The sequence below is a fragment of the Tsukamurella sp. 1534 genome, assembly GCF_000312385.1.
Taxonomy (GTDB): Bacteria; Actinomycetota; Actinomycetes; order Mycobacteriales; family Mycobacteriaceae; genus Tsukamurella.
This window is the reverse complement of sequence record NZ_HE997627.1, coordinates 651579-668609: the sequence shown is the minus strand read 5'-3', so window position 1 is coordinate 668609 and position 17031 is coordinate 651579. Positions and strand designations below refer to the sequence as shown.

The 17031-nt window shown below is 70.4% G+C and carries 19 protein-coding genes; 11 read left to right on the top strand and 8 right to left on the bottom strand.

Going from position 1 to position 17031, the window contains the following annotated elements:
• Positions 1–972 (bottom strand): magnesium transporter CorA family protein, encoded by a 972-nt coding sequence (locus tag BN39_RS15595; protein ID WP_019203364.1) that lies wholly within the window; start codon positions 970–972, stop codon positions 1–3.
• 103 nt (positions 973–1075) lie between these two features.
• Positions 1076–1456, bottom strand: a complete 381-nt coding sequence (locus BN39_RS15590) for an MmcQ/YjbR family DNA-binding protein (protein WP_019203363.1) — start codon at positions 1454–1456, stop codon at positions 1076–1078.
• 23 nt (positions 1457–1479) lie between these two features.
• Between BN39_RS15590 and dapB the strand changes: the two genes are divergently transcribed.
• The 3 genes from dapB (at position 1480) to BN39_RS15575 (ending at position 3157) form a co-directional block, all read left to right on the top strand.
• Positions 1480–2223, top strand: coding sequence for a 4-hydroxy-tetrahydrodipicolinate reductase (gene dapB, locus BN39_RS15585; protein WP_019203362.1), 744 nt, complete (start codon positions 1480–1482; stop codon positions 2221–2223).
• 74 nt (positions 2224–2297) lie between these two features.
• Complete coding sequence (locus tag BN39_RS15580; RefSeq protein WP_237741723.1) at positions 2298–2705, top strand: hypothetical protein; 408 nt, start codon at positions 2298–2300, stop codon at positions 2703–2705.
• The gene (locus tag BN39_RS15575; RefSeq protein ID WP_019203360.1) at positions 2702–3157 is read left to right on the top strand and encodes a flavodoxin family protein; all 456 of its coding nucleotides are present in this window, start codon (positions 2702–2704) and stop codon (positions 3155–3157) included. The genes BN39_RS15580 and BN39_RS15575 overlap by 4 nt, the downstream gene beginning before the upstream one ends.
• Positions 3158–3399: 242 nt before the next feature.
• Here BN39_RS15575 and BN39_RS15570 read toward each other — a convergent pair whose 3' ends face one another.
• On the bottom strand, positions 3400–4425 hold the full coding sequence (locus tag BN39_RS15570; protein WP_081586121.1) for an alpha/beta fold hydrolase: 1026 nt from the start codon (positions 4423–4425) through the stop codon (positions 3400–3402).
• 86 nt (positions 4426–4511) lie between these two features.
• Between BN39_RS15570 and BN39_RS15565 the strand changes: the two genes are divergently transcribed.
• The 5 genes from BN39_RS15565 (at position 4512) to BN39_RS15545 (ending at position 9268) form a co-directional block, all read left to right on the top strand.
• On the top strand, positions 4512–5060 hold the full coding sequence (locus tag BN39_RS15565; protein ID WP_040768088.1) for a DinB family protein: 549 nt from the start codon (positions 4512–4514) through the stop codon (positions 5058–5060).
• Between the two features lie 9 nt (positions 5061–5069).
• Positions 5070–5867 carry a thymidylate synthase gene (locus BN39_RS15560; RefSeq protein WP_019203357.1) on the top strand — a complete coding sequence of 266 codons (798 nt, stop codon included), beginning with the start codon at positions 5070–5072 and terminating at the stop codon, positions 5865–5867.
• On the top strand, positions 5867–6340 hold the full coding sequence (locus BN39_RS15555) for a dihydrofolate reductase (protein WP_019203356.1): 474 nt from the start codon (positions 5867–5869) through the stop codon (positions 6338–6340). Before BN39_RS15560 ends, BN39_RS15555 begins: the two co-directional genes overlap by 1 nt.
• 67 nt (positions 6341–6407) lie before the next feature.
• Positions 6408–7301 (top strand): 4-hydroxy-tetrahydrodipicolinate synthase, encoded by an 894-nt coding sequence (gene dapA / locus BN39_RS15550; RefSeq protein WP_040768086.1) that lies wholly within the window; start codon positions 6408–6410, stop codon positions 7299–7301.
• 2 nt (positions 7302–7303) lie between these two features.
• Complete coding sequence (locus BN39_RS15545; protein WP_019203354.1) at positions 7304–9268, top strand: ribonuclease J; 1965 nt, start codon at positions 7304–7306, stop codon at positions 9266–9268.
• Positions 9269–9271: 3 nt separating this feature from the next.
• On the opposite strand, the gene BN39_RS15540 is transcribed toward BN39_RS15545, so the two are convergent.
• The 5 genes from BN39_RS15540 to BN39_RS15520 all read right to left on the bottom strand — a co-directional run bounded on the left by BN39_RS15540 (position 9272) and on the right by BN39_RS15520 (position 12361).
• Complete coding sequence (locus BN39_RS15540) at positions 9272–9862, bottom strand: hypothetical protein (RefSeq protein ID WP_019203353.1); 591 nt, start codon at positions 9860–9862, stop codon at positions 9272–9274.
• A gap of 121 nt (positions 9863–9983) precedes the next feature.
• Positions 9984–10556 (bottom strand): hypothetical protein, encoded by a 573-nt coding sequence (locus BN39_RS15535; protein WP_020693898.1) that lies wholly within the window; start codon positions 10554–10556, stop codon positions 9984–9986.
• Positions 10553–11128, bottom strand: a complete 576-nt coding sequence (locus BN39_RS15530; protein WP_019203352.1) for a hypothetical protein — start codon at positions 11126–11128, stop codon at positions 10553–10555. The genes BN39_RS15535 and BN39_RS15530 overlap by 4 nt, the downstream gene beginning before the upstream one ends.
• On the bottom strand, positions 11125–11676 hold the full coding sequence (locus tag BN39_RS15525) for a hypothetical protein (RefSeq protein ID WP_159103257.1): 552 nt from the start codon (positions 11674–11676) through the stop codon (positions 11125–11127). Before BN39_RS15525 ends, BN39_RS15530 begins: the two co-directional genes overlap by 4 nt.
• A gap of 76 nt (positions 11677–11752) precedes the next feature.
• Positions 11753–12361 (bottom strand): hypothetical protein, encoded by a 609-nt coding sequence (locus BN39_RS15520; RefSeq protein WP_019203350.1) that lies wholly within the window; start codon positions 12359–12361, stop codon positions 11753–11755.
• A gap of 118 nt (positions 12362–12479) precedes the next feature.
• On the opposite strand from BN39_RS15520, the gene BN39_RS15515 reads away from it, so the two are divergent.
• From BN39_RS15515 to BN39_RS15505, 3 genes are all read left to right on the top strand, one after another.
• The gene (locus BN39_RS15515) at positions 12480–13097 is read left to right on the top strand and encodes a TIGR03085 family metal-binding protein (RefSeq protein ID WP_019203349.1); all 618 of its coding nucleotides are present in this window, start codon (positions 12480–12482) and stop codon (positions 13095–13097) included.
• Positions 13098–13171: 74 nt separating this feature from the next.
• On the top strand, positions 13172–15859 hold the full coding sequence (locus BN39_RS15510) for a DNA translocase FtsK (RefSeq protein WP_019203348.1): 2688 nt from the start codon (positions 13172–13174) through the stop codon (positions 15857–15859).
• Between the two features lie 145 nt (positions 15860–16004).
• Positions 16005–17009 (top strand): TerC family protein, encoded by a 1005-nt coding sequence (locus BN39_RS15505; protein WP_040768081.1) that lies wholly within the window; start codon positions 16005–16007, stop codon positions 17007–17009.
• The last annotated feature ends 22 nt before the right edge of the window (positions 17010–17031 follow it).

The window sequence follows — 17031 nt, the reverse complement described above, 5'->3', positions numbered from 1 at the left end:
CTATAGCCAACCGCGTCGCTTGAACGCGGCGTAGAGGCCGCCGGCCATGACGATCATCGTGACCAGGCTGAGCCAGAAGCCCCACTGCGCACCGAAACCCGGGTACGGGACGTTCTGCCCGTAGTAGCCCGTGATGGCGGTGGGGACCGCGATGATCGCCGCCCAGCTGGTGAGCTTCTTCATCACCGTGTTGAGTTGGTTGTCCACGAGCGCGAGGTTGGTGGAGCGCACGGATTCGACACCGTCTCGCAGGCTCTCGGTCCAATCCGCAGCGCGCATGGTGTGGTCGTACACGTCCTCGGCGTAGGGGAGCAGATCGTGCTGCTCGGGATCCGCGGAGACCCGGCGCAGCAGCGCCCCCGCCACGTCGCGCATGGGCAGCACGATCCGGCGCAGCGCGCCCACCTGCTTGTGGAGCGTGAAGGTGGTCTGCGAGACCCGGTCGCTCGCCCGGTTGTCGAACAGGATCGATTCCAGATCGTCGAGCTGCTCGTCGATCGCGCTGATCCGGGCCGTGTAACCGTCGACGACCGCGTCGAGGATCATCAGCTCCAGCGCGTTGATCCCGAAGTGCAGCAGGCCCACGTTGTCGGTGATCTGGTGCGCGACCTCGTCGGTGTCGAAGCCCGTGCCCAGCCGCACGGAGAGTACGCCGCGCCCGCACACGAACAGGGAGATGCGGCTCATGGCGCCGTCCTCCGCGACCGTGTCGGTGGTGACGAACAGGGTGTCGCCGTAGCGCAGGGACTTCGGGCGCTCGCGCACGGTGAGGGTGTCCTCGACGGCCAGCGGGTCCAGTTCCATCGCCTGTGCCAGCGGGGCGAACTCCTCCTCCGTCGGATCCAGGACGTCGACCCAGGTCATCCCGGACGCGGCCCGCAGCGCCTCGGTGGCGGCGGCTGTGGCCGCGTGGTCGACCTGGGCGAAGGGTGGCTCGGCGGCGTCGCGCCAGGTGCGGATCGTCACGTCCATGCGCGCAACACTAGGACGGCCCGGTTCCCGGTTCCGGGTTCTGCGGCCGTCCGCGACCGAATCGCGCCACGGACGCCACGAAAACCCGGATCTCGGACGGGCGTCACCCCGCGCCCGGCTCCGGGCGCTCGACGAGCGCCGCCAGCGACGCGGGTGCCTGCACGCAGTACGAATCCGTCAACAGTTCGGTGACCTCGTCCCAGTCGGTCTCCTCGTCGACCATGATTCCGACGGTGCTCTCGCCCCAGTCGACACGGAAGTAGGGATGGCCGAGGTTCTCGAACGCCGGCACCTCGCCCGGCTCCGCGCGGAAGATCAGCCGGAACAACTGGTCCTCGCCGCCGAAGACGTGGGCGACGGTGGACCCGCGGACCCGCCACCGGAAGCCGACCCAGGCCCGTTCCTCCGTGCATTCGGGGAACGCCGTGAGGATGGTGCCGAGGCGGTCGATCCACTCGTCGGGAACGTCTGGTCGGGCGGTCACCCCAGAAGGGTATCGTCGGGCACATGCTGAACGTGGGTGTGTTGGGATCCGGCGGCAAGGTCGGCCGGGCGATGGTGGAGGCGGTCGAGGCCGCCGACGATCTGGCGCTGAGCGCCACCGTGGACGCCGGGGACATGCTCACCGGCTTCCTCGATTCGGACACCCGGGTGGTCATCGACTTCACCCATCCCGACGCGGTGATGGACAACCTGAAGTTCCTGATCGACAACGGGATTCACGCGGTGGTCGGCACCACCGGGTTCACCGACGACCGGCTCGACACGCTCCGCGGCTGGCTCGCGGAGAAGCCCGGGGTGGGCGTTCTGGTGGCGCCGAACTTCGCCATCGGCGCCGTGCTGTGCATGCGCTTCGCGGCGCAGGCCGCCCGGTTCTTCGAGTCCGTCGAGGTGATCGAGCTGCACCACCCGCAGAAGGCGGACGCCCCGTCGGGCACCGCGACCCGCACCGCCGAGGTCATCGCCGAGGCCCGCGAGGCCGCCGGCGTCCGCACGTCGCCCGACGCCACGTCGGCCGAGTTCGACCGCGCCCGCGGCGCCCGCGTCGACGGTGTGCGCGTGCACTCCGTGCGCGTGGCCGGCCTCGTCGCCCACCAGGAGGTGCTGCTCGGTACCCAGGGCGAGACCCTCACCATCCGCCACGACTCCCTCGACCGCAGCTCGTTCGTGCCCGGCGTGCTGCTGGCCGTGCGCGGGATCTCCGAGCGCCCCGGTCTCACCGTGGGCATCGAGCCCCTGATGGACCTGTGACCTCGTCCGAATCCTCCCGCCAGGAGCGGGGAAACCTGGGCCAGTTGCTGGTCATCGGGTTCCTCGCCGTGGCGATGCTGGTGTACATCGGCCTGATCGGCGTGTGGGCGTGGATGATCATGCGCCGCGGCGGCGGCGCGAACATCGGCCTCGGGCTCGGCATGATCGTGCTGGCCCTGGTGGGGCTCTGGATCCTGTGGTCGGTGCTCCGCAACGGCTACGCGCACCAGCGACTGGCCGCGCGGGCCAAGGCCCTGGGCCGGGACCTCGACGTGAGCGGCCTGCCGACGATGCCCTCGGGCCGCGTGCAGCGCGACGCCGCCGACGACCTGTTCGCGCGGGTCAAGGCCGAGTACGAGGCCGATCCCGAGTCCTGGGTGAACGCCTACCGCCTGGCGCGGGCCTACGACTACGCCGGCGACCGGTCGCGGGCGCGCGACTGGATGACCCGCGCCGTGTCCCTGGAGAAGGCCACCCGATGAGCACCCTCCTGGTGATCCACCACACCCCGTCTCCGTACTGCCAGGAGATGTTCGAGGCGGTGATCGCCGGGGCCACCGATCCCGAGATCGAGGGTGTCGACGTGGTGCGGCGGGCGGCGCTCTCGGTGACCGCGTCCGACGTCCTCGGCGCCGACGGCTACGTGCTGGGTTCGCCCGCGAACCTCGGCTACGTCTCGGGCGCGCTCAAGCACGCGTTCGACACCTTCTACTACCCCTGCCTCGACTCCACGTCGGGCCGTCCGTTCGGCCTGTACCTGCACGGCAACGAGGGGACCGAGGGTGCCGAACGGGCCGTGGACTCCATCACCGCCGGCCTCGGCTGGGTGAAGGCGACGCCCCACGTCGTGGTGTCGGGCAAGCCCACCAAGGACCTCATCGAGGAGTGCTGGAACCTCGGCGCCACCGTCGCCGCCGGGCTGATGGACGCCTGACCCCGTCGGAACGTGCGGCCGCCCCGGTCTCGGCCACCGCACCGCCCGGTGGGGCGGATTCCTTCCACGGGTCCCTGCCGCTGAGCACCATCAGTAGTCCGTCGGTGTCGGGATGGAGCTCCCAGTCGGACGCCTTGAGCCGATCTCCGTGATACAGGTGGATCGTGCCGTCGTCGAACCGCGCCGGTGTGCGGAAATCGAAGGGGGGGGCGAGGTCTTCCGCGATGGCGACGGGGTCGTACTCACGCATGGGGTTGATTCCTTGCGGTGATCGGGGTGTCGGACTCCGCGAGGAACGAGCCGAGCAGGTCGGTGCAGTGGTCGAGGTCGTCGAACCAGGGATTGTGGCCACCCTCGACGACGACCAGCCGTGCTCGTGGCATCGCGCCCACCACATCGCGGATGCGACGGGAGGGGGCGAGGAAGGTATCGCGCCTGCCCCAGGCGAACAGGATCGGCCGGTCGATGACGGTCAGGTCCGCGTGGCCGAGGACGTTCTCGGGCAGGACCACGCCATGATGGATCAGGCGCCGCAGGAGTGCTCGGTACGACGCGGCTCGGCCCGGGAGCCTCAGTGGCAGACGGTGCAGGTCGACGATGTCTGCGGCGAGGGCGCGGGCGGTCGCGTCGCCGATCGCCTCGGCGAGTGCGGCACGGGCGACGGGCCGCGGAGAAGGGCACCGCATCAGCACCTCGGCCAACCGCCCGCGTCCGCCGGAGGCCGTTGCGCGCATCGACGCCGTCGGCGTGATGCCGCCGACAGCGGTACCGGGTGCGCCGAGGACGACGGCGCCGGCGATGCGGCCGGGTGCGTCGGCCGCTGCCCACAGCGCGAACTGCCCGCCGAGCGAAGACCCGACGATGTGGGCCCTCGCGATACCGAGGTCGTCGAGAACCGCCGTGACGATCTGGACCGCAAGCGCGCGGAGCGGTGACCCCGTCCACAGGAACGGCGGCGCGAGTGAATGGCCGGGCAGGTCCACGAGGACGTGCTGGGCACCGGGGAAGCGGCCCGCCAGCGTGGCGAGACCCGTGGCGGGGGTGCCGATGCCGTTGATCCAGACGATCGGAATCGCCGGGGTTCCCGGTGGCGGGGTGGTGAGGACGCGGGCGCGTGCCTCAGTGGTGCGCACCGTCACCAAGCGCTCGGTCAGTACGAGTCCGTGCGCGGTGGCCACGCGGCGCTCGATCCTGCGGATGCGGTCTTCGAGGCGGCGGGCGCCACGCCCGGTGAGAACGGGACGGTGCTGTGGAGGTCGAACGGACATGTCCTCGACTGTCACCGCCGCCGCCGTTCCCGTCTTGTACGAAAGTCCTCCGCACGGCGGGACGGTGCAGGCCCTAGGCTGCGGGCGTGTCCGAATCGCGCCTCGACCTGATCCGCTGGCAGTTCGAGTTCACCTGGTCGCTCGCGGAGGTGCACCTCGCCGCGCTGCAGCCCGAGGACTTCCTGTGGCAGCCGGCCCCGCTGTGTTGGACACTGCACCGCACCGCCGGCGGATGGGAGCCGGATTTCGCTGAGACGGAACCCGATCCGATCCCCGTGCCCACCATCGCGTGGGTGTCCTGGCACCTGGGCTGGTGGTGGGGCGTCACCGCCGACCACCTGACCGGCACGACACCGCGCGGGCGCGACGAGGTGCGTTGGCCCGGGCCCGACGGTGCCGTCGACTGGCTGCGGACGCACCGAGACGAATGGGTGTCGGTGCTCGCCGGTCTGGACGACGCGGGCCTGGACGCACCGTCGGCCTTCCCCTGGCCGGCGGACGCGGGCCTGACGGTGACGCACCAGCTCGCGTGGGTCAACGGCGAGCTGATGAAGAACGTCGCCGAGATGGGGCAGCTGCGGCTGCTGCGCGCGGCGCGCAGCGGCGGTCCCGAAACCGTCGGTGCCCGCGCCTAGACTGAGGGCGTGATCGCGACACCGTACGAAGACCTGCTCCGCGACGTGCTGGAGAACGGCACGCACCGCCCTGATCGCACGGGTACCGGAACGCGCAGCGTGTTCGGGCGCCAGCTGCGGTACGACCTGTCGCAGGGCTTCCCGCTGATCACCACCAAGCGCGTGCACATGAAGTCGATCGCGTACGAGCTGCTGTGGTTCCTGCGCGGCGACTCCAACGTGCGGTGGCTGCAGGACAAGGGCGTCACCATCTGGGACGAGTGGGCCGGTGACGACGGTGACCTGGGCCCCGTCTACGGCGTGCAGTGGCGCAGCTGGCCCACCCCGAACGGCGAGCACATCGACCAGATCAGCAAGGCGATCGAGACGTTGCGCACCAACCCGTCCAGCCGGCGCAACATCGTCTCCGCGTGGAACGTCGCGGAGATCGAGAACATGGCGCTGCCGCCGTGCCACGCGTTCTTCCAGTTCTACGCGGCGGACGGCCGGCTCAGTTGTCAGCTGTACCAGCGCAGCGCCGATCTCTTCCTCGGCGTGCCGTTCAACATCGCGAGCTACGCACTGCTCACCCACATGGTCGCGGCCCAGGTGGGGCTCGAACCCGGCGACTTCGTGTGGACGGGGGGCGACTGCCACATCTACGACAACCACGTCGACCAGGTCACGGAACAGCTGACCCGCGAGCCGTATCCGTACCCGCGGCTCGAACTCGCGGAACGTCCCAGCATCTTCGACTACGCGTACGAGGACATCGTGGTGCACGACTACCGGCACCACCCTGCGATCAAGGCACCGGTGGCCGTCTGATGATCGGGCTCATCTGGGCGCAGGCGCGCGGGGGAGTGATCGGCGTCGACGGGAAGCTGCCGTGGCACCTCCCGGAGGACCTCGCGTTCTTCCGCGACACCACGTCGGGCCACACCGTTCTCATGGGCCGCAAGACGTGGGATTCGCTCCTACCGCGGTACCGGCCGCTGCCGCGCCGCACCAACATCGTGGTCACTCGGGACCGCACGTGGACCGCCGAGGGAGCGGTCGTCCAGCACGATCTGACGCTGCCCGAAGGGGATGAGGTGTGGGTCATGGGCGGGGGCGAGATCTACGCCGCCACACTGCCTTCCGCCGATGTCCTGGCGGTCACCGAGCTGGACGCCGACATCGAGGGCGATACCCTGGCACCGTCGATCCCGGACACCTTCACCCTCGCCGAGGAAGGCGACTGGAAGGAGTCCATGTCCGGCGTGCGGTTCCGCCACCTCGTCTACCGGCGAAAGCCGTAAGCGAAAACATCGACAACCCCGTGGCCGATAGGGAAGATCGGCGACCGGGTGGGTAGCCTTAGCGCTTATGAGTGCGACTACGCCCACGACACCGTTCGGAACCATCTCCGTCGCGATGGTCACTCCGTTCAAGTCGGACGGCACCCTGGACGTGGAGGCCGGGCAGAAGCTCGCGTCGCACCTCGCCGACCAGGGCGTCGACGGGCTCGTCGTCGCCGGCACCACGGGCGAATCGCCCACCACCCAGCCGTGGGAGAAGGTGCAGTTCCTCAAGGCCATCCTCGAGGCCGTGGGCGACCGGGTGACCGTCACCGCGGGCTGCGGCACCTACGACACCGAGGAGTCGGTGGTCTTCGCCCGCGACGCCGCCGAGGCCGGTGCCCACGGCCTGCTGGTCGTGACGCCGTACTACTCGCGCCCGTCGCAGGCCGGCCTGCTCGCCCACTTCACCGCCGTCGCCGACGCGACGGACCTGCCCGTCCTGCTCTACGACATCCCGCCGCGCTCGGTGGTTCCCATCGAATCCGCCACGCTGCGCACGCTCGCCGAGCACAAGAACATCGTGGGCGTGAAGGACGCGAAGGGCGACCTGGGCGCCGGCGCGCGCATCATCGCCGAGACGGGCCTGCAGTTCCTCTCCGGCGACGATCCGCTCAACCTGCCGTGGTTGTCCGTGGGCGCCGCCGGGTTCGTGTCCGTGATCGGCCACGTCGTGGCACCGCAGCTGCGCGAGATGCGCGACGCCTACTTCGCGGGCGACCACGCCCGCGCCCGAGACATCAACGCCGCTCTCGGTCCCGTCTACGAGGCCATGGCCGGCCTCGGCGGCGTGACCTTCTCCAAGGCGGCACTGGGGCTGCAGGGCCTCGACATGGGCATTCCGCGCCTCCCGCAGGTGCCGCCCACCGGTGAACAGCGCGACCGGCTCGCAGCGCTACTGACCCAAGCGGGGGTGCTCTAGACATGACCGACGGCGCAGCAGGCGGTGCCCGACGGGGCCGGAAGGCCACCCGGCAGGCGGGACCGCCCGCCGAGCCCAAGCCGGTGATCTCGACCTCGGCGGCCCGGGTCGTCGCCGACGACGGGAGCGCGTCCGCGCCGGCCTCGCAGCCCGCGGCGTCGCAGCCCACGACAGAGAAGGCACCGTCGAACCAGGCCCAGCAGAAGGCCGCCCCCAAGGGCGACCGGAAGCGCGGCGGAGGCGGCGGACGGCGCGGCGGCGACCGGCAGAAGGCACCGTCGGCCGTGGTGGATCGCCTCGGGCCCCCGCCCAAGCTCCGCAAGGGCGGCATGCGCGTGGTGGCGCTCGGCGGCATCAAGGAGATCGGTCGCAACATGACCGTCTTCGAGTACGACGGCAAGCTGCTCATCGTGGACTGCGGCGTGCTGTTCCCCGAGGACCAGCAGCCCGGCGTGGACCTGATCCTCCCGGATTTCCGGTACATCGAGGACCGCATCAAGGACGTCGAGGCGATCATCCTCACCCACGGCCACGAGGACCACATCGGCGCCGTACCGTTCCTGCTGCGCCTGCGGCCCGACATCCCCGTCGTGGGCGCCAAGTTCACGCTCGCCCTGATCAAGGCCAAGTGCGACGAGCATCGCTTGCGCCCCAAGCTGATCGAGGTCCGCGAGGGCGAGTCCACCAGCCACGGGCCGTTCGAGTGCGAGTACTTCGCGGTGAACCACTCGATCCCGGACGCGATCGCCGTGGCGATCCACGCGGGCGGCCAGGTGGCGCTGCACACCGGCGACATCAAGCTCGACCAGCTGCCCCTCGACGGTCGGCTCACCGACCTCGCCGGGTTCTCCCGGCTCGGCGACGCGGGCGTGGACCTGTTCCTGGTGGATTCCACCAATGCCGAGGTCCCCGGATTCGTGACCCCGGAGCGGGAGATCGGCCCCGTCCTCGACAACGTGATCGGCCGCGCCAAGGGCCGCGTCATCGTGGCGTCGTTCGCCTCGCACGTGCACCGCATCCAGCAGATCGCCGAGGTCGCGGTCAAGAACAACCGGCGGATCACGTTCGTCGGGCGGTCGATGGTGCGGAACATGGCCCTCGCCCAGGAGCTCGGGTACATGAATCTGCCCGACGGTGTCGAGGTGGACCTCGACACCGCGGCCTCGCTCCCGGACAACCGCGTCGTGCTCATCTCCACCGGTTCGCAGGGCGAGCCCCTGGCCGCCCTCTCCCGGATGGCGCGCGGGGAACACCGCAACATCACGATCTCGCCCGACGACCTCGTGGTACTGGCCAGCTCGCTCATCCCGGGCAACGAGAACTCCGTGTTCGCCGTGGTCAACGGGCTCGCCAAGCTCGGCGCCACGGTGATCACCCAGCAGAGCGCGAAGGTGCACGTGTCCGGTCACGCCAGTGCCGGCGAGCTGTTGTACCTGTACAACGCGGTGCGCCCGCGCAACGCCATGCCCGTGCACGGCGAGTGGCGGCACCTGCGCGCCAACGCCGCGCTCGCCGAGGCCACCGGCGTGCCCAAGGAGCGGATCATGCTCGCCGAGGACGGCGTGGTCGTCGACCTCGTCGACGGTGTCGCGAAGATCGTCGGGCAGGTGCCCGTGGGGCACGTGTACGTCGACGGCAACTCGGTGGGCGACGTCGGCGAGTCCACGCTGTCCGACCGCCTCGTGCTCGGCGAGGGCGGCTTCATCTCCATCAGCGTCGCGATCGACGAGGAGGGCAACGCCGTCAGCACCCCCGAGGTGTCCGGCCGCGGCTTCTCCGACGATCCGACCGCCCTCAAGGAGGCCGAGCAGCTGGTCGAGGACACCCTCGCGCAGATGTCGGCGGAGGGCGTCAAGGACGCCCACCGGATCGCGCAGGGCATCCGGCGAGCGGTGGGGCGCTGGGTATCCGGCGCCTACCGCCGCCGCCCGATGATCGTGCCCACCGTGATCGTGGTGGGGGAGTAGCGGTTACGGCTGCCGCTCCACCTTCGCGATCTGGGCCCGCAGGGTCTGCCAGAAGCCCTCGGAATCGACGGCGGCGCCCTTCTCGCCCTCGGCGCTGACGAGCACGGTCACCCCGCGCACGTCCGCCCAGCCCTGCAGCTCGGAGTCGCCCACCGCGAAGATGAACGGGCGCAGGTGGGTGAGGTCGGCCGGCGCCTCCCGGGCGACGGTGCGCTTCTCCGCCGGCAGGCTCGACCGGCACGCGGTGACCGCGTCGCGGTTGGCGGTGGTGAGGCGGCCGCCGATGACCGAGGCCTCGAACTCGACCGAACCGCGCTTGGCCTCGGCCTCCACCACCTCGGCCCCGTCGAGAGCCTTCGCGAGGGCGTCCGCCTTGGTGGCGCAGGGCGAGCCGCCCTCACCCTTCTCGGGCACGCCCGCCAGTTCGGAGAGCTTCTCCTTCTCGACCTTGTAACCCGTGCTACCGGACGGGAATTCGTGCGCGGCGAGCACCGCCCCGCTCGGCGAGACCGGCGCCGCGGCGGCGACCGCCGGGACGCCCGCCGCGGTGGCCAGCGCCACCGTGGTCCCTGCGACGAGTCGACGGATCTGCATGCGTACTCCTTCGCGGCGGCCCGTGGGCACGCCTCAGCTCAGCGGGCAGTGCCCTGCGATGTCCGGACGGGACGGATCGTATCGCACGGTAACGGTGCGTTCGACCGGTTCGACGGCCCGCCTACTGCGCGGCTGCGACCTTCGCGATCTGGGCGCGGAACAGGTACCAGAAAGTGTCGTAGTCTGCGGCCGACGGGGCGTCGACTACGACGCTCACCGTCGTGCCGCGCACGTCCGCCCAGCCTTGAATCTCCTTGCCGCCGGGCATCGTTCCCACGAAAGTCCGGTAGGGCGCGAGGTCGGCGGGAACGGCGAGCGGAGCCGGGACGTCTCCGAGGGCGTCCCCGCACTCGGCGACCAGATTCCGCACGAGACCGGTCGTCGCGCGGTTGCTGACCTCGACGGATGCGTAGGTACGTCCGCGGTGGGCGATCGCCTCGCTGGCCCGGGTGCCGTTGGAGGCCGCGATCAGCTGCTGAGTGGCAGTGGCGCAGGCGTCGTCCGCCAGCCCGGACGAGCTCGCCGGGCTCGATTCCACCCGATTGATCACCCGATAACCCGTGCTGCCCGCGGGGAACTCGCTCGCGCTCAGGACTGCGCGAGCCGGATCAACTGGCGCCGCGTGTGCGGCTGCGGGAGCGACCAGCGCGACGAACGCGGCGAGCGTGACGCCGCACCGTGCGGTGCGCGTCACGGTTGCTTCTCCACCTTGGCGATCTGGTCGCGGAGGAGCCGCCAGACGAGGTTCCGGTCGACGGGGGTGCGGTCGGTGCTTATGACGTTCACCGACACGGTGACGCCGCGGACGTCCACCCAGGCCTGGAGATCGGTGGTCCCGGTCCGCACGACCGCGGGGTTGCGGCCACGGAGGTCGGACGGGATCGCGGTGTCCGCGACGGGCTTCGGCCCCAGGTATTGCGCGCCGCAGGTGAGGACGGTGCCCGCGATCGGGCCCGAGAGCGGGCGATCGAGGATGTAGACCAGCAGGGCGGTCCCACCGATGCCGGCGCGGGCCTCCGCCGAGGTGACGGAGGACAGCCTGCGATCGAGGTCGCGGGAGAGCGCGGCGCATCGCGGTGCGTTCGACTCCCCGTCGCCGACGCGCGGGGAGGCGTTCCCGGCGACGTGACCGATGCTCCCCGGCGGGAACTCGAACTGATCGAGAAGCGCCCGCGCGGGCTTCACCGGTGCAGCCTGGGCGAGCGCGGGCACCGTCATCGCGGCCGCGGCGAGGGTCACCGCGAGCGCGAACCGCCGGGCGATCACGGCTGCCGCTCCACCTTGGCGACCTGCGCGCGGAAGGTCTGCCAGAAGGCCTCGGCGTCGACCGGAAGCTTGTCCTTCGCCTCGGCGTAGACGGTGACCGTCACGTCACGGACGTCGGTCCAGCCGATGTACTCGTCACCGTCACGGAACACGAAGGCGCCGCGACCCGCGAGATCCGCGGGTACGGGCAGGACTGACGCGCGCTCGCGAGGCGGCATTTGCGCATTGCAGGCGCGGAACGTCGCGGTGAAATAGTCGGTGACCCGCCGGCTCATGACGGCGGCTTCGAGCTCGGTGCCCGCCCGCGTCACCTCCGCTTCGACGACCGTCACGCCGGCGAGCTTCTCGAAAGTGCGCCCCAACTCCACCGCGCACGGTGAGGTCGCATCGGCCGGAGCGTCGGGCGCGACGTCGTCGGGTTTCAGGACCTCGCGCTCGACCTTGTATCCGGTGCTGCCGAAAGGGAACTCGTGCGCGGCGAGTACTGCCTGCGACGGATTCACCGGCGCCGCCTGCGCGACCGCGGGCAGGAGCGCGGCGGCGACCACCGCCACCGTCGAACCGAGGATGTGACGCCTGAACATCGAAACTCCTTCTGCGGCGGCGCGGATGCCGGATCGCGGGTCAGTTGCCCGTCTGGACCTTGCGGATCTGGCTCCGGAACACCTGCCAGAACCGCTCGGCGTTCACCGGGGTCTCGCTCGCGCCCTCGACGTACACGTCGACCGTGTAGCCGTTGACGTCGGCGAAACCCTCGATCGAGGTCGTGCGGCCGTTCTCCCGGGTGGCGAGGACGACGGGCGCGTACCGCGCGAGATCCGGTGCGGGCGCCACGCGCTCGCCCTCCGACGCGCACGAGGACGCGACCGCGCGCCACTGATTGGTCACGGGCGGCGAGATCACCGTCGAGAGCATCGCCGAGTAGCCGTTGCGGGCGAACGCCTCCGCGGCCTTCGCCGACGAGAGACTCGCGTTGAGGCGATCGGCGGCGCCGCGGCACGGGGCCGGCGCGTCGGGCGTGACACTGATCTTCCCGAGGCGCGCGTTCGGGCTCACCCGGTAATCGGTCGATCCCGCCGGGAACTGCGACGGTCCGAGCACCAGGTCGGTGCCGACGGGGGCCGCGGACGCCGCGGGAGCCGCGAGGGTGGCGACCACCGCGACGGCGGCGGCGATCGCGCCGGTCGCGACCAGACGCGCGCGCGAGTGGTTCGTGGGGAAATTCGCAGTCATGCGGGGAAGTGTACGACAATATGGAATTTTCGGATAGCAAGTTCGGCGGCGTTCTCGCGCGATCCACCGGGGCCGCGCGCCCCGGCGGGGACCGCGCGCCGAGGGCTAGGGTGGCGGCGTGAAGCCTGCTCGAATCGAACGCGCCGCCCTCGTCGACGCCGCGCGCGCTGCCGGTCCCGACGCGCCCACGCTCTGCGGCCGTTGGACCGTGCGCGAGCTGCTGGCCCATCTCGTGCTCCGGGAGAGCCGGCCCGATGCGGCGCCCGGCATCCTGCTCCGGCCGTTCTCCGGCTACACCGAGCATGTCCAGGCGGGGATCGCGGCCCGCTCGTTCGAGGACCTCCTCGGGGCGGTCGCGGGCGGACCGCCGCGCTTCTCGCCGCTCCGGCTGGTCGACGATCAGGCGAACCTGGGGGAGTACTTCGTGCACGGCGAGGACATCCGGCGGGCGGTGACCGGCTGGAAGCCGCGCGCGCTGGATCCCGCGGTCGAGAGTGGGCTCGCCCCCGTCGTGTCCCGGATGGCCCGGCTGACCCTGCGGGGCGCGCCCCTGCGGGTCGCGCTGACCACCGAATCGGGCACGCTGGTGAGCGTCGGTCGAGGTCCGGAGGTCGCCGTGATCGGCGCGATGGGGGAGATCGCGATGTGGACCTTCGGCCGTGACGAGGCTCTGGTCACCTTCGAGGGCGAGGATGCGGACATCGATCTGCTCGGTTCGGTGAGCCGCTCACTCTGACGACCCGCCGCTGGTGCTGCTGTTACATGTGTGGCACTTGATACGAATGGGGTTAATGTCGATAGACTGCCCCCATGGCATCGAAGACGACCACCCGCGCGCGCGGGACCGCGAACTCCCGTTCCGGGAGCGGCCGCGGCCGCGCGGCGAGTACCCCTCGCGGCCGACAGACCACCGCGCGGCCCCGCGCCAAGCAGCCCGCGAAGCCCGCCGCCAAGCCGGCCACCCGGCAGAGCGGCACCGCGTCGCGCGCGGCCGCCGGCGCCGGTAGGGGAGTGGGGCGCGGCCTCGGCGCCAGCTGGAAGCTGCTGGCCAAGGGCGTGGGCGGTGCCGTGCGCACCGGCAAGGGCGACGACGTCGACCAGCAGGCAGCGGGCACGCCCGACGGTCCGCCCGGGCCCACCCATTCGCGCGACGGCCTGGCCCTGGGCCTGTTCGCGGTCGCGATCGTGCTCGGCGCCGCCCTGTACTTCGACGCCGGCGGCCCCGTCGGCTCGTTCTTCTCCACCGGGGTCCGCGCGGTCGTCGGCTGGTTCGCCGTGCTGGTGCCGGTCCTCGCGATCGCGCTCGGCGTGGTCATGATGCGCCGCCCCGACAATCCCAGTGCCCACGTGCGGCACCGCGTCGGCGGCACGCTCATCGTGCTGCCGTTCCTCGGGCTCCTGCACATCGGCGCCGGCCGCCCCGGCGATTTCGAGGGCCGGTCCGCGTCGGGCGGCTACCTCGGCTACGTGGTCGGCGGTCCGCTCACCGACGGCTTCACCGCCTGGATCTCGGTGCCGCTGCTCGTGCTGGTGGCGCTCTTCGGCCTGCTCCTCGTGAGCGGGATGACGGTCCGCGAGATCGTCGACCGGCTCAAGTTCTACTTCGGCGTCGACATGCACGACCAGTACGGCGACGACGCCGAATGGGCCGACGAGGACGCCGACGACCTCGACCTGCCCTTCTCGGTCGACTCCGACCGCCCCGACGGGGCGACCCGGGCGCTCTCGCCCTACGGCGACCCCTACGAGAACTACCCGGCCGACCCGGCACCGTCGAAGCGCGGCCGCCGCAAGGCCGCCGCCGAACCCGACGAGGACCTCGCCGACCGGGTGACCGAGCCGATCGGCGCGGCCCCCGCACCGTCGGACGACCCGACGGTCGAGGTCGCACCCAAGGCCAAGCCGAAGCCGAAGCGGGCGCCCGCGCCGGTCACCGACCACACGCCCCCGCCGGCGCCGAAGACCTCCGAGTTCACGGTGGCGCGCACCATCGACAGCGAGGACTACGTCCTGCCGCCCGCGGACCTGCTCATCGAGGGCGAGCCCGCGAAGGCGGGAACCAGCGCCAACGACGCGATGATCGACGCGATCACCGGCGTCATGGAGCAGTTCAAGATCGACGCCGCCGTCACCGGATACACCCGCGGCCCGACGGTCACCCGCTACGAGCTGGAGCTCGGGCCCGGCGTCAAGGTCGAGAAGGTCACCCAGCTGCACCGCAACATCTCCTACGCGGTGGCCACCGACAACGTGCGCCTGCTCGCGCCCATCCCCGGCAAGTCGGCCGTCGGCATCGAGGTGCCCAACACCGACCGCGAGATGGTGCGCCTGGCCGACGTGCTCGCCGCGGACAGCACCCGCAAGGACACGCATCCGCTGGTGATCGGCCTCGGTAAGGACATCGAGGGCGAGATGGTCAAGGCCAACCTCGCGAAGATGCCGCACCTCCTCGTCGCCGGTTCGACGGGCTCCGGCAAGTCCAGCTTCGTCAACTCGATGCTGGTCTCGCTGCTCGCCCGGGCCACGCCCGACGAGGTCCGGATGATCCTCATCGACCCCAAGATGGTCGAGCTCACCCCGTACGAGGGCATCCCGCACCTCATCACGCCCATCATCACCGATCCCAAGAAGGCCGCCGCCGCGCTGGCCTGGCTGGTCGAGGAGATGGAGCAGCGTTACAAGGACATGCAGGCCTCGCGCGTGCGACACATCGACGACTTCAACCGGAAGGTGAAGTCGGGCGAGATCACCACGCCGCTCGGCAGCGAGCGCGAGTACCGCCCGTACCCCTACGTGGTGGCGATCGTCGACGAGCTCGCCGACCTCATGATGACCGCCCCGCGCGACGTGGAGGAGGCGATCGTCCGCATCACGCAGAAGGCGCGCGCCGCCGGCATCCACCTGGTGCTCGCCACACAGCGCCCGTCGGTCGACGTGGTCACCGGCCTGATCAAGACGAACGTGCCGTCGCGGCTGGCGTTCGCCACCAGCTCGCTCACCGACTCCCGCGTCATCCTGGACCAGCCCGGCGCCGAGAAGTTGATCGGCATGGGCGACGCCTTGTTCCTGCCGATGGGCGGCAAGTCGACCCGTATGCAGGGCGCGTTCATCACGGACGAGGAGATCGGCTCGGTCGTCGACTTCGTGAAGTCGCAGGCGGATCCCGAGTACACCAACGGCGTCACCGAGACCAAGGTCGAGAAGAAGGACGTCGACCCCGACATCGGCGACGACCTCGACGTGTTCCTGCAGGCCGTGGAGCTCGTGGTGTCCTCGCAGTTCGGCTCCACGTCGATGCTGCAGCGCAAGCTGCGCGTGGGCTTCGCCAAGGCGGGCCGCCTGATGGACCTCATGGAGAGCCGCGACATCGTGGGCCCGTCCGAGGGGTCGAAGGCGCGCGACGTGCTGGTCACGCCCGACGAACTGGCCGGCCTGATGATCACGCTGAAGGGCGGCGACGCCCCGGTCGACGCGGAGGACGGCGAACCGGACTTCTAGCTGTTATGGTTGTCCTGCATTTGTGAGGGGAGTATCCCGCTCGCGGCGCGATCGTCATCACGGTGGGTCCACACCCGCCCGGGCGCGCTGAACCCGGTTCGCCGGGTGGGGAGAGACCTCCGGAGTCCTACCGGAGGTGTATCAATTGCACGTGTCAACCGCGGTGTGGATCGTCTCGATCCTCGTCGTCCTCGGTCTCTTCGTCTTCGATTTCTTCAGCCACGTGCGCACCCCGCACGAACCGACACTGAAGGAATCCGGATTCTGGTCCGCCGTCTACATCGGCCTCGCCGTGCTCTTCGGCTTCGGCGTCTGGGCCGTCTCGGGCTCGAAGTACGGCGGTGAGTTCTTCGCCGGTTTCGTCACCGAGAAGGCCCTCTCGGTGGACAACCTGTTCGTCTTCGTCATCATCATGGCGAAGTTCGCGGTGCCCCGGATCTACCAGCAGAAGGTGCTGCTCATCGGCATCGTCATGGCGCTGGTCATGCGCGGCCTCTTCATCGCCGTCGGCGCCGCCGCGATCAACACCTACAGCTGGGTGTTCTACCTGTTCGGCGCGTTCCTCCTGTACACCGCGATCAAGCTGGTCAAGGAAGCCGTCGAGGGGCCCGTCGAGGACGAGGAGGAGCGCGAGGGCCGCGTCGCCGCGTTCTTCAAGCGGTTCGTGCCCACCACGGAGCAGTACGACGGCGACAAGCTGATCACCAAGGTCGACGGCAAGAAGGTCGCGACGCCGCTGCTCCTGGCGCTCGTCGTCATCGGCTTCACCGACGTCCTGTTCGCGCTCGACTCGATCCCCGCGATCTACGGCCTCACCCAGGAGCCCTACCTGGTGTTCATGGCCAACGCGTTCGCGCTGATGGGCCTGCGGCAGCTGTACTTCCTCATCGGCGGCCTGCTGGACCGCCTGGTGTACCTGTCCTACGGGCTGTCCATCGTGCTCGGCTTCATCGGCGTCAAGCTGGTGCTGCACGCGCTGCACGAGAACACGCTGCCGTTCATCAACGGCGGCGAGCACGTCGCGGTACCGGAGATCTCCACCGGCATGTCGCTGTCGGTGATCATCGGAGTCCTCGTGATCACCACCGTCGCATCGCTCGCCAAGTCGAAGCGCGACGGGCGCAAGTCCGTGGATTCCGGTAACGACTAGTCGCCGGGCCGAGGGCGGGCCG

Excerpts from the sequence above, each read along its gene's own strand:
- BN39_RS15595 (WP_019203364.1), bottom strand. The coding sequence starts at position 972 with ATGGACGTGACGATCCGCACCTGGCGCGACGCCGCCGAGCCACCCTTC.
- dapB (WP_019203362.1), top strand. The coding sequence starts at position 1,480 with ATGCTGAACGTGGGTGTGTTGGGATCCGGCGGCAAGGTCGGCCGGGCG.
- BN39_RS15580 (WP_237741723.1), top strand. The coding sequence starts at position 2,298 with ATGCTGGTGTACATCGGCCTGATCGGCGTGTGGGCGTGGATGATCATG.
- BN39_RS15575 (WP_019203360.1), top strand. The coding sequence starts at position 2,702 with ATGAGCACCCTCCTGGTGATCCACCACACCCCGTCTCCGTACTGCCAG.
- BN39_RS15570 (WP_081586121.1), bottom strand. The coding sequence starts at position 4,425 with ATGTCCGTTCGACCTCCACAGCACCGTCCCGTTCTCACCGGGCGTGGC.
- BN39_RS15555 (WP_019203356.1), top strand. The coding sequence starts at position 5,867 with ATGATCGGGCTCATCTGGGCGCAGGCGCGCGGGGGAGTGATCGGCGTC.
- dapA (WP_040768086.1), top strand. The coding sequence starts at position 6,408 with ATGAGTGCGACTACGCCCACGACACCGTTCGGAACCATCTCCGTCGCG.
- BN39_RS15545 (WP_019203354.1), top strand. The coding sequence starts at position 7,304 with ATGACCGACGGCGCAGCAGGCGGTGCCCGACGGGGCCGGAAGGCCACC.
- BN39_RS15540 (WP_019203353.1), bottom strand. The coding sequence starts at position 9,862 with ATGCAGATCCGTCGACTCGTCGCAGGGACCACGGTGGCGCTGGCCACC.
- BN39_RS15520 (WP_019203350.1), bottom strand. The coding sequence starts at position 12,361 with ATGACTGCGAATTTCCCCACGAACCACTCGCGCGCGCGTCTGGTCGCG.
- BN39_RS15510 (WP_019203348.1), top strand. The coding sequence starts at position 13,172 with ATGGCATCGAAGACGACCACCCGCGCGCGCGGGACCGCGAACTCCCGT.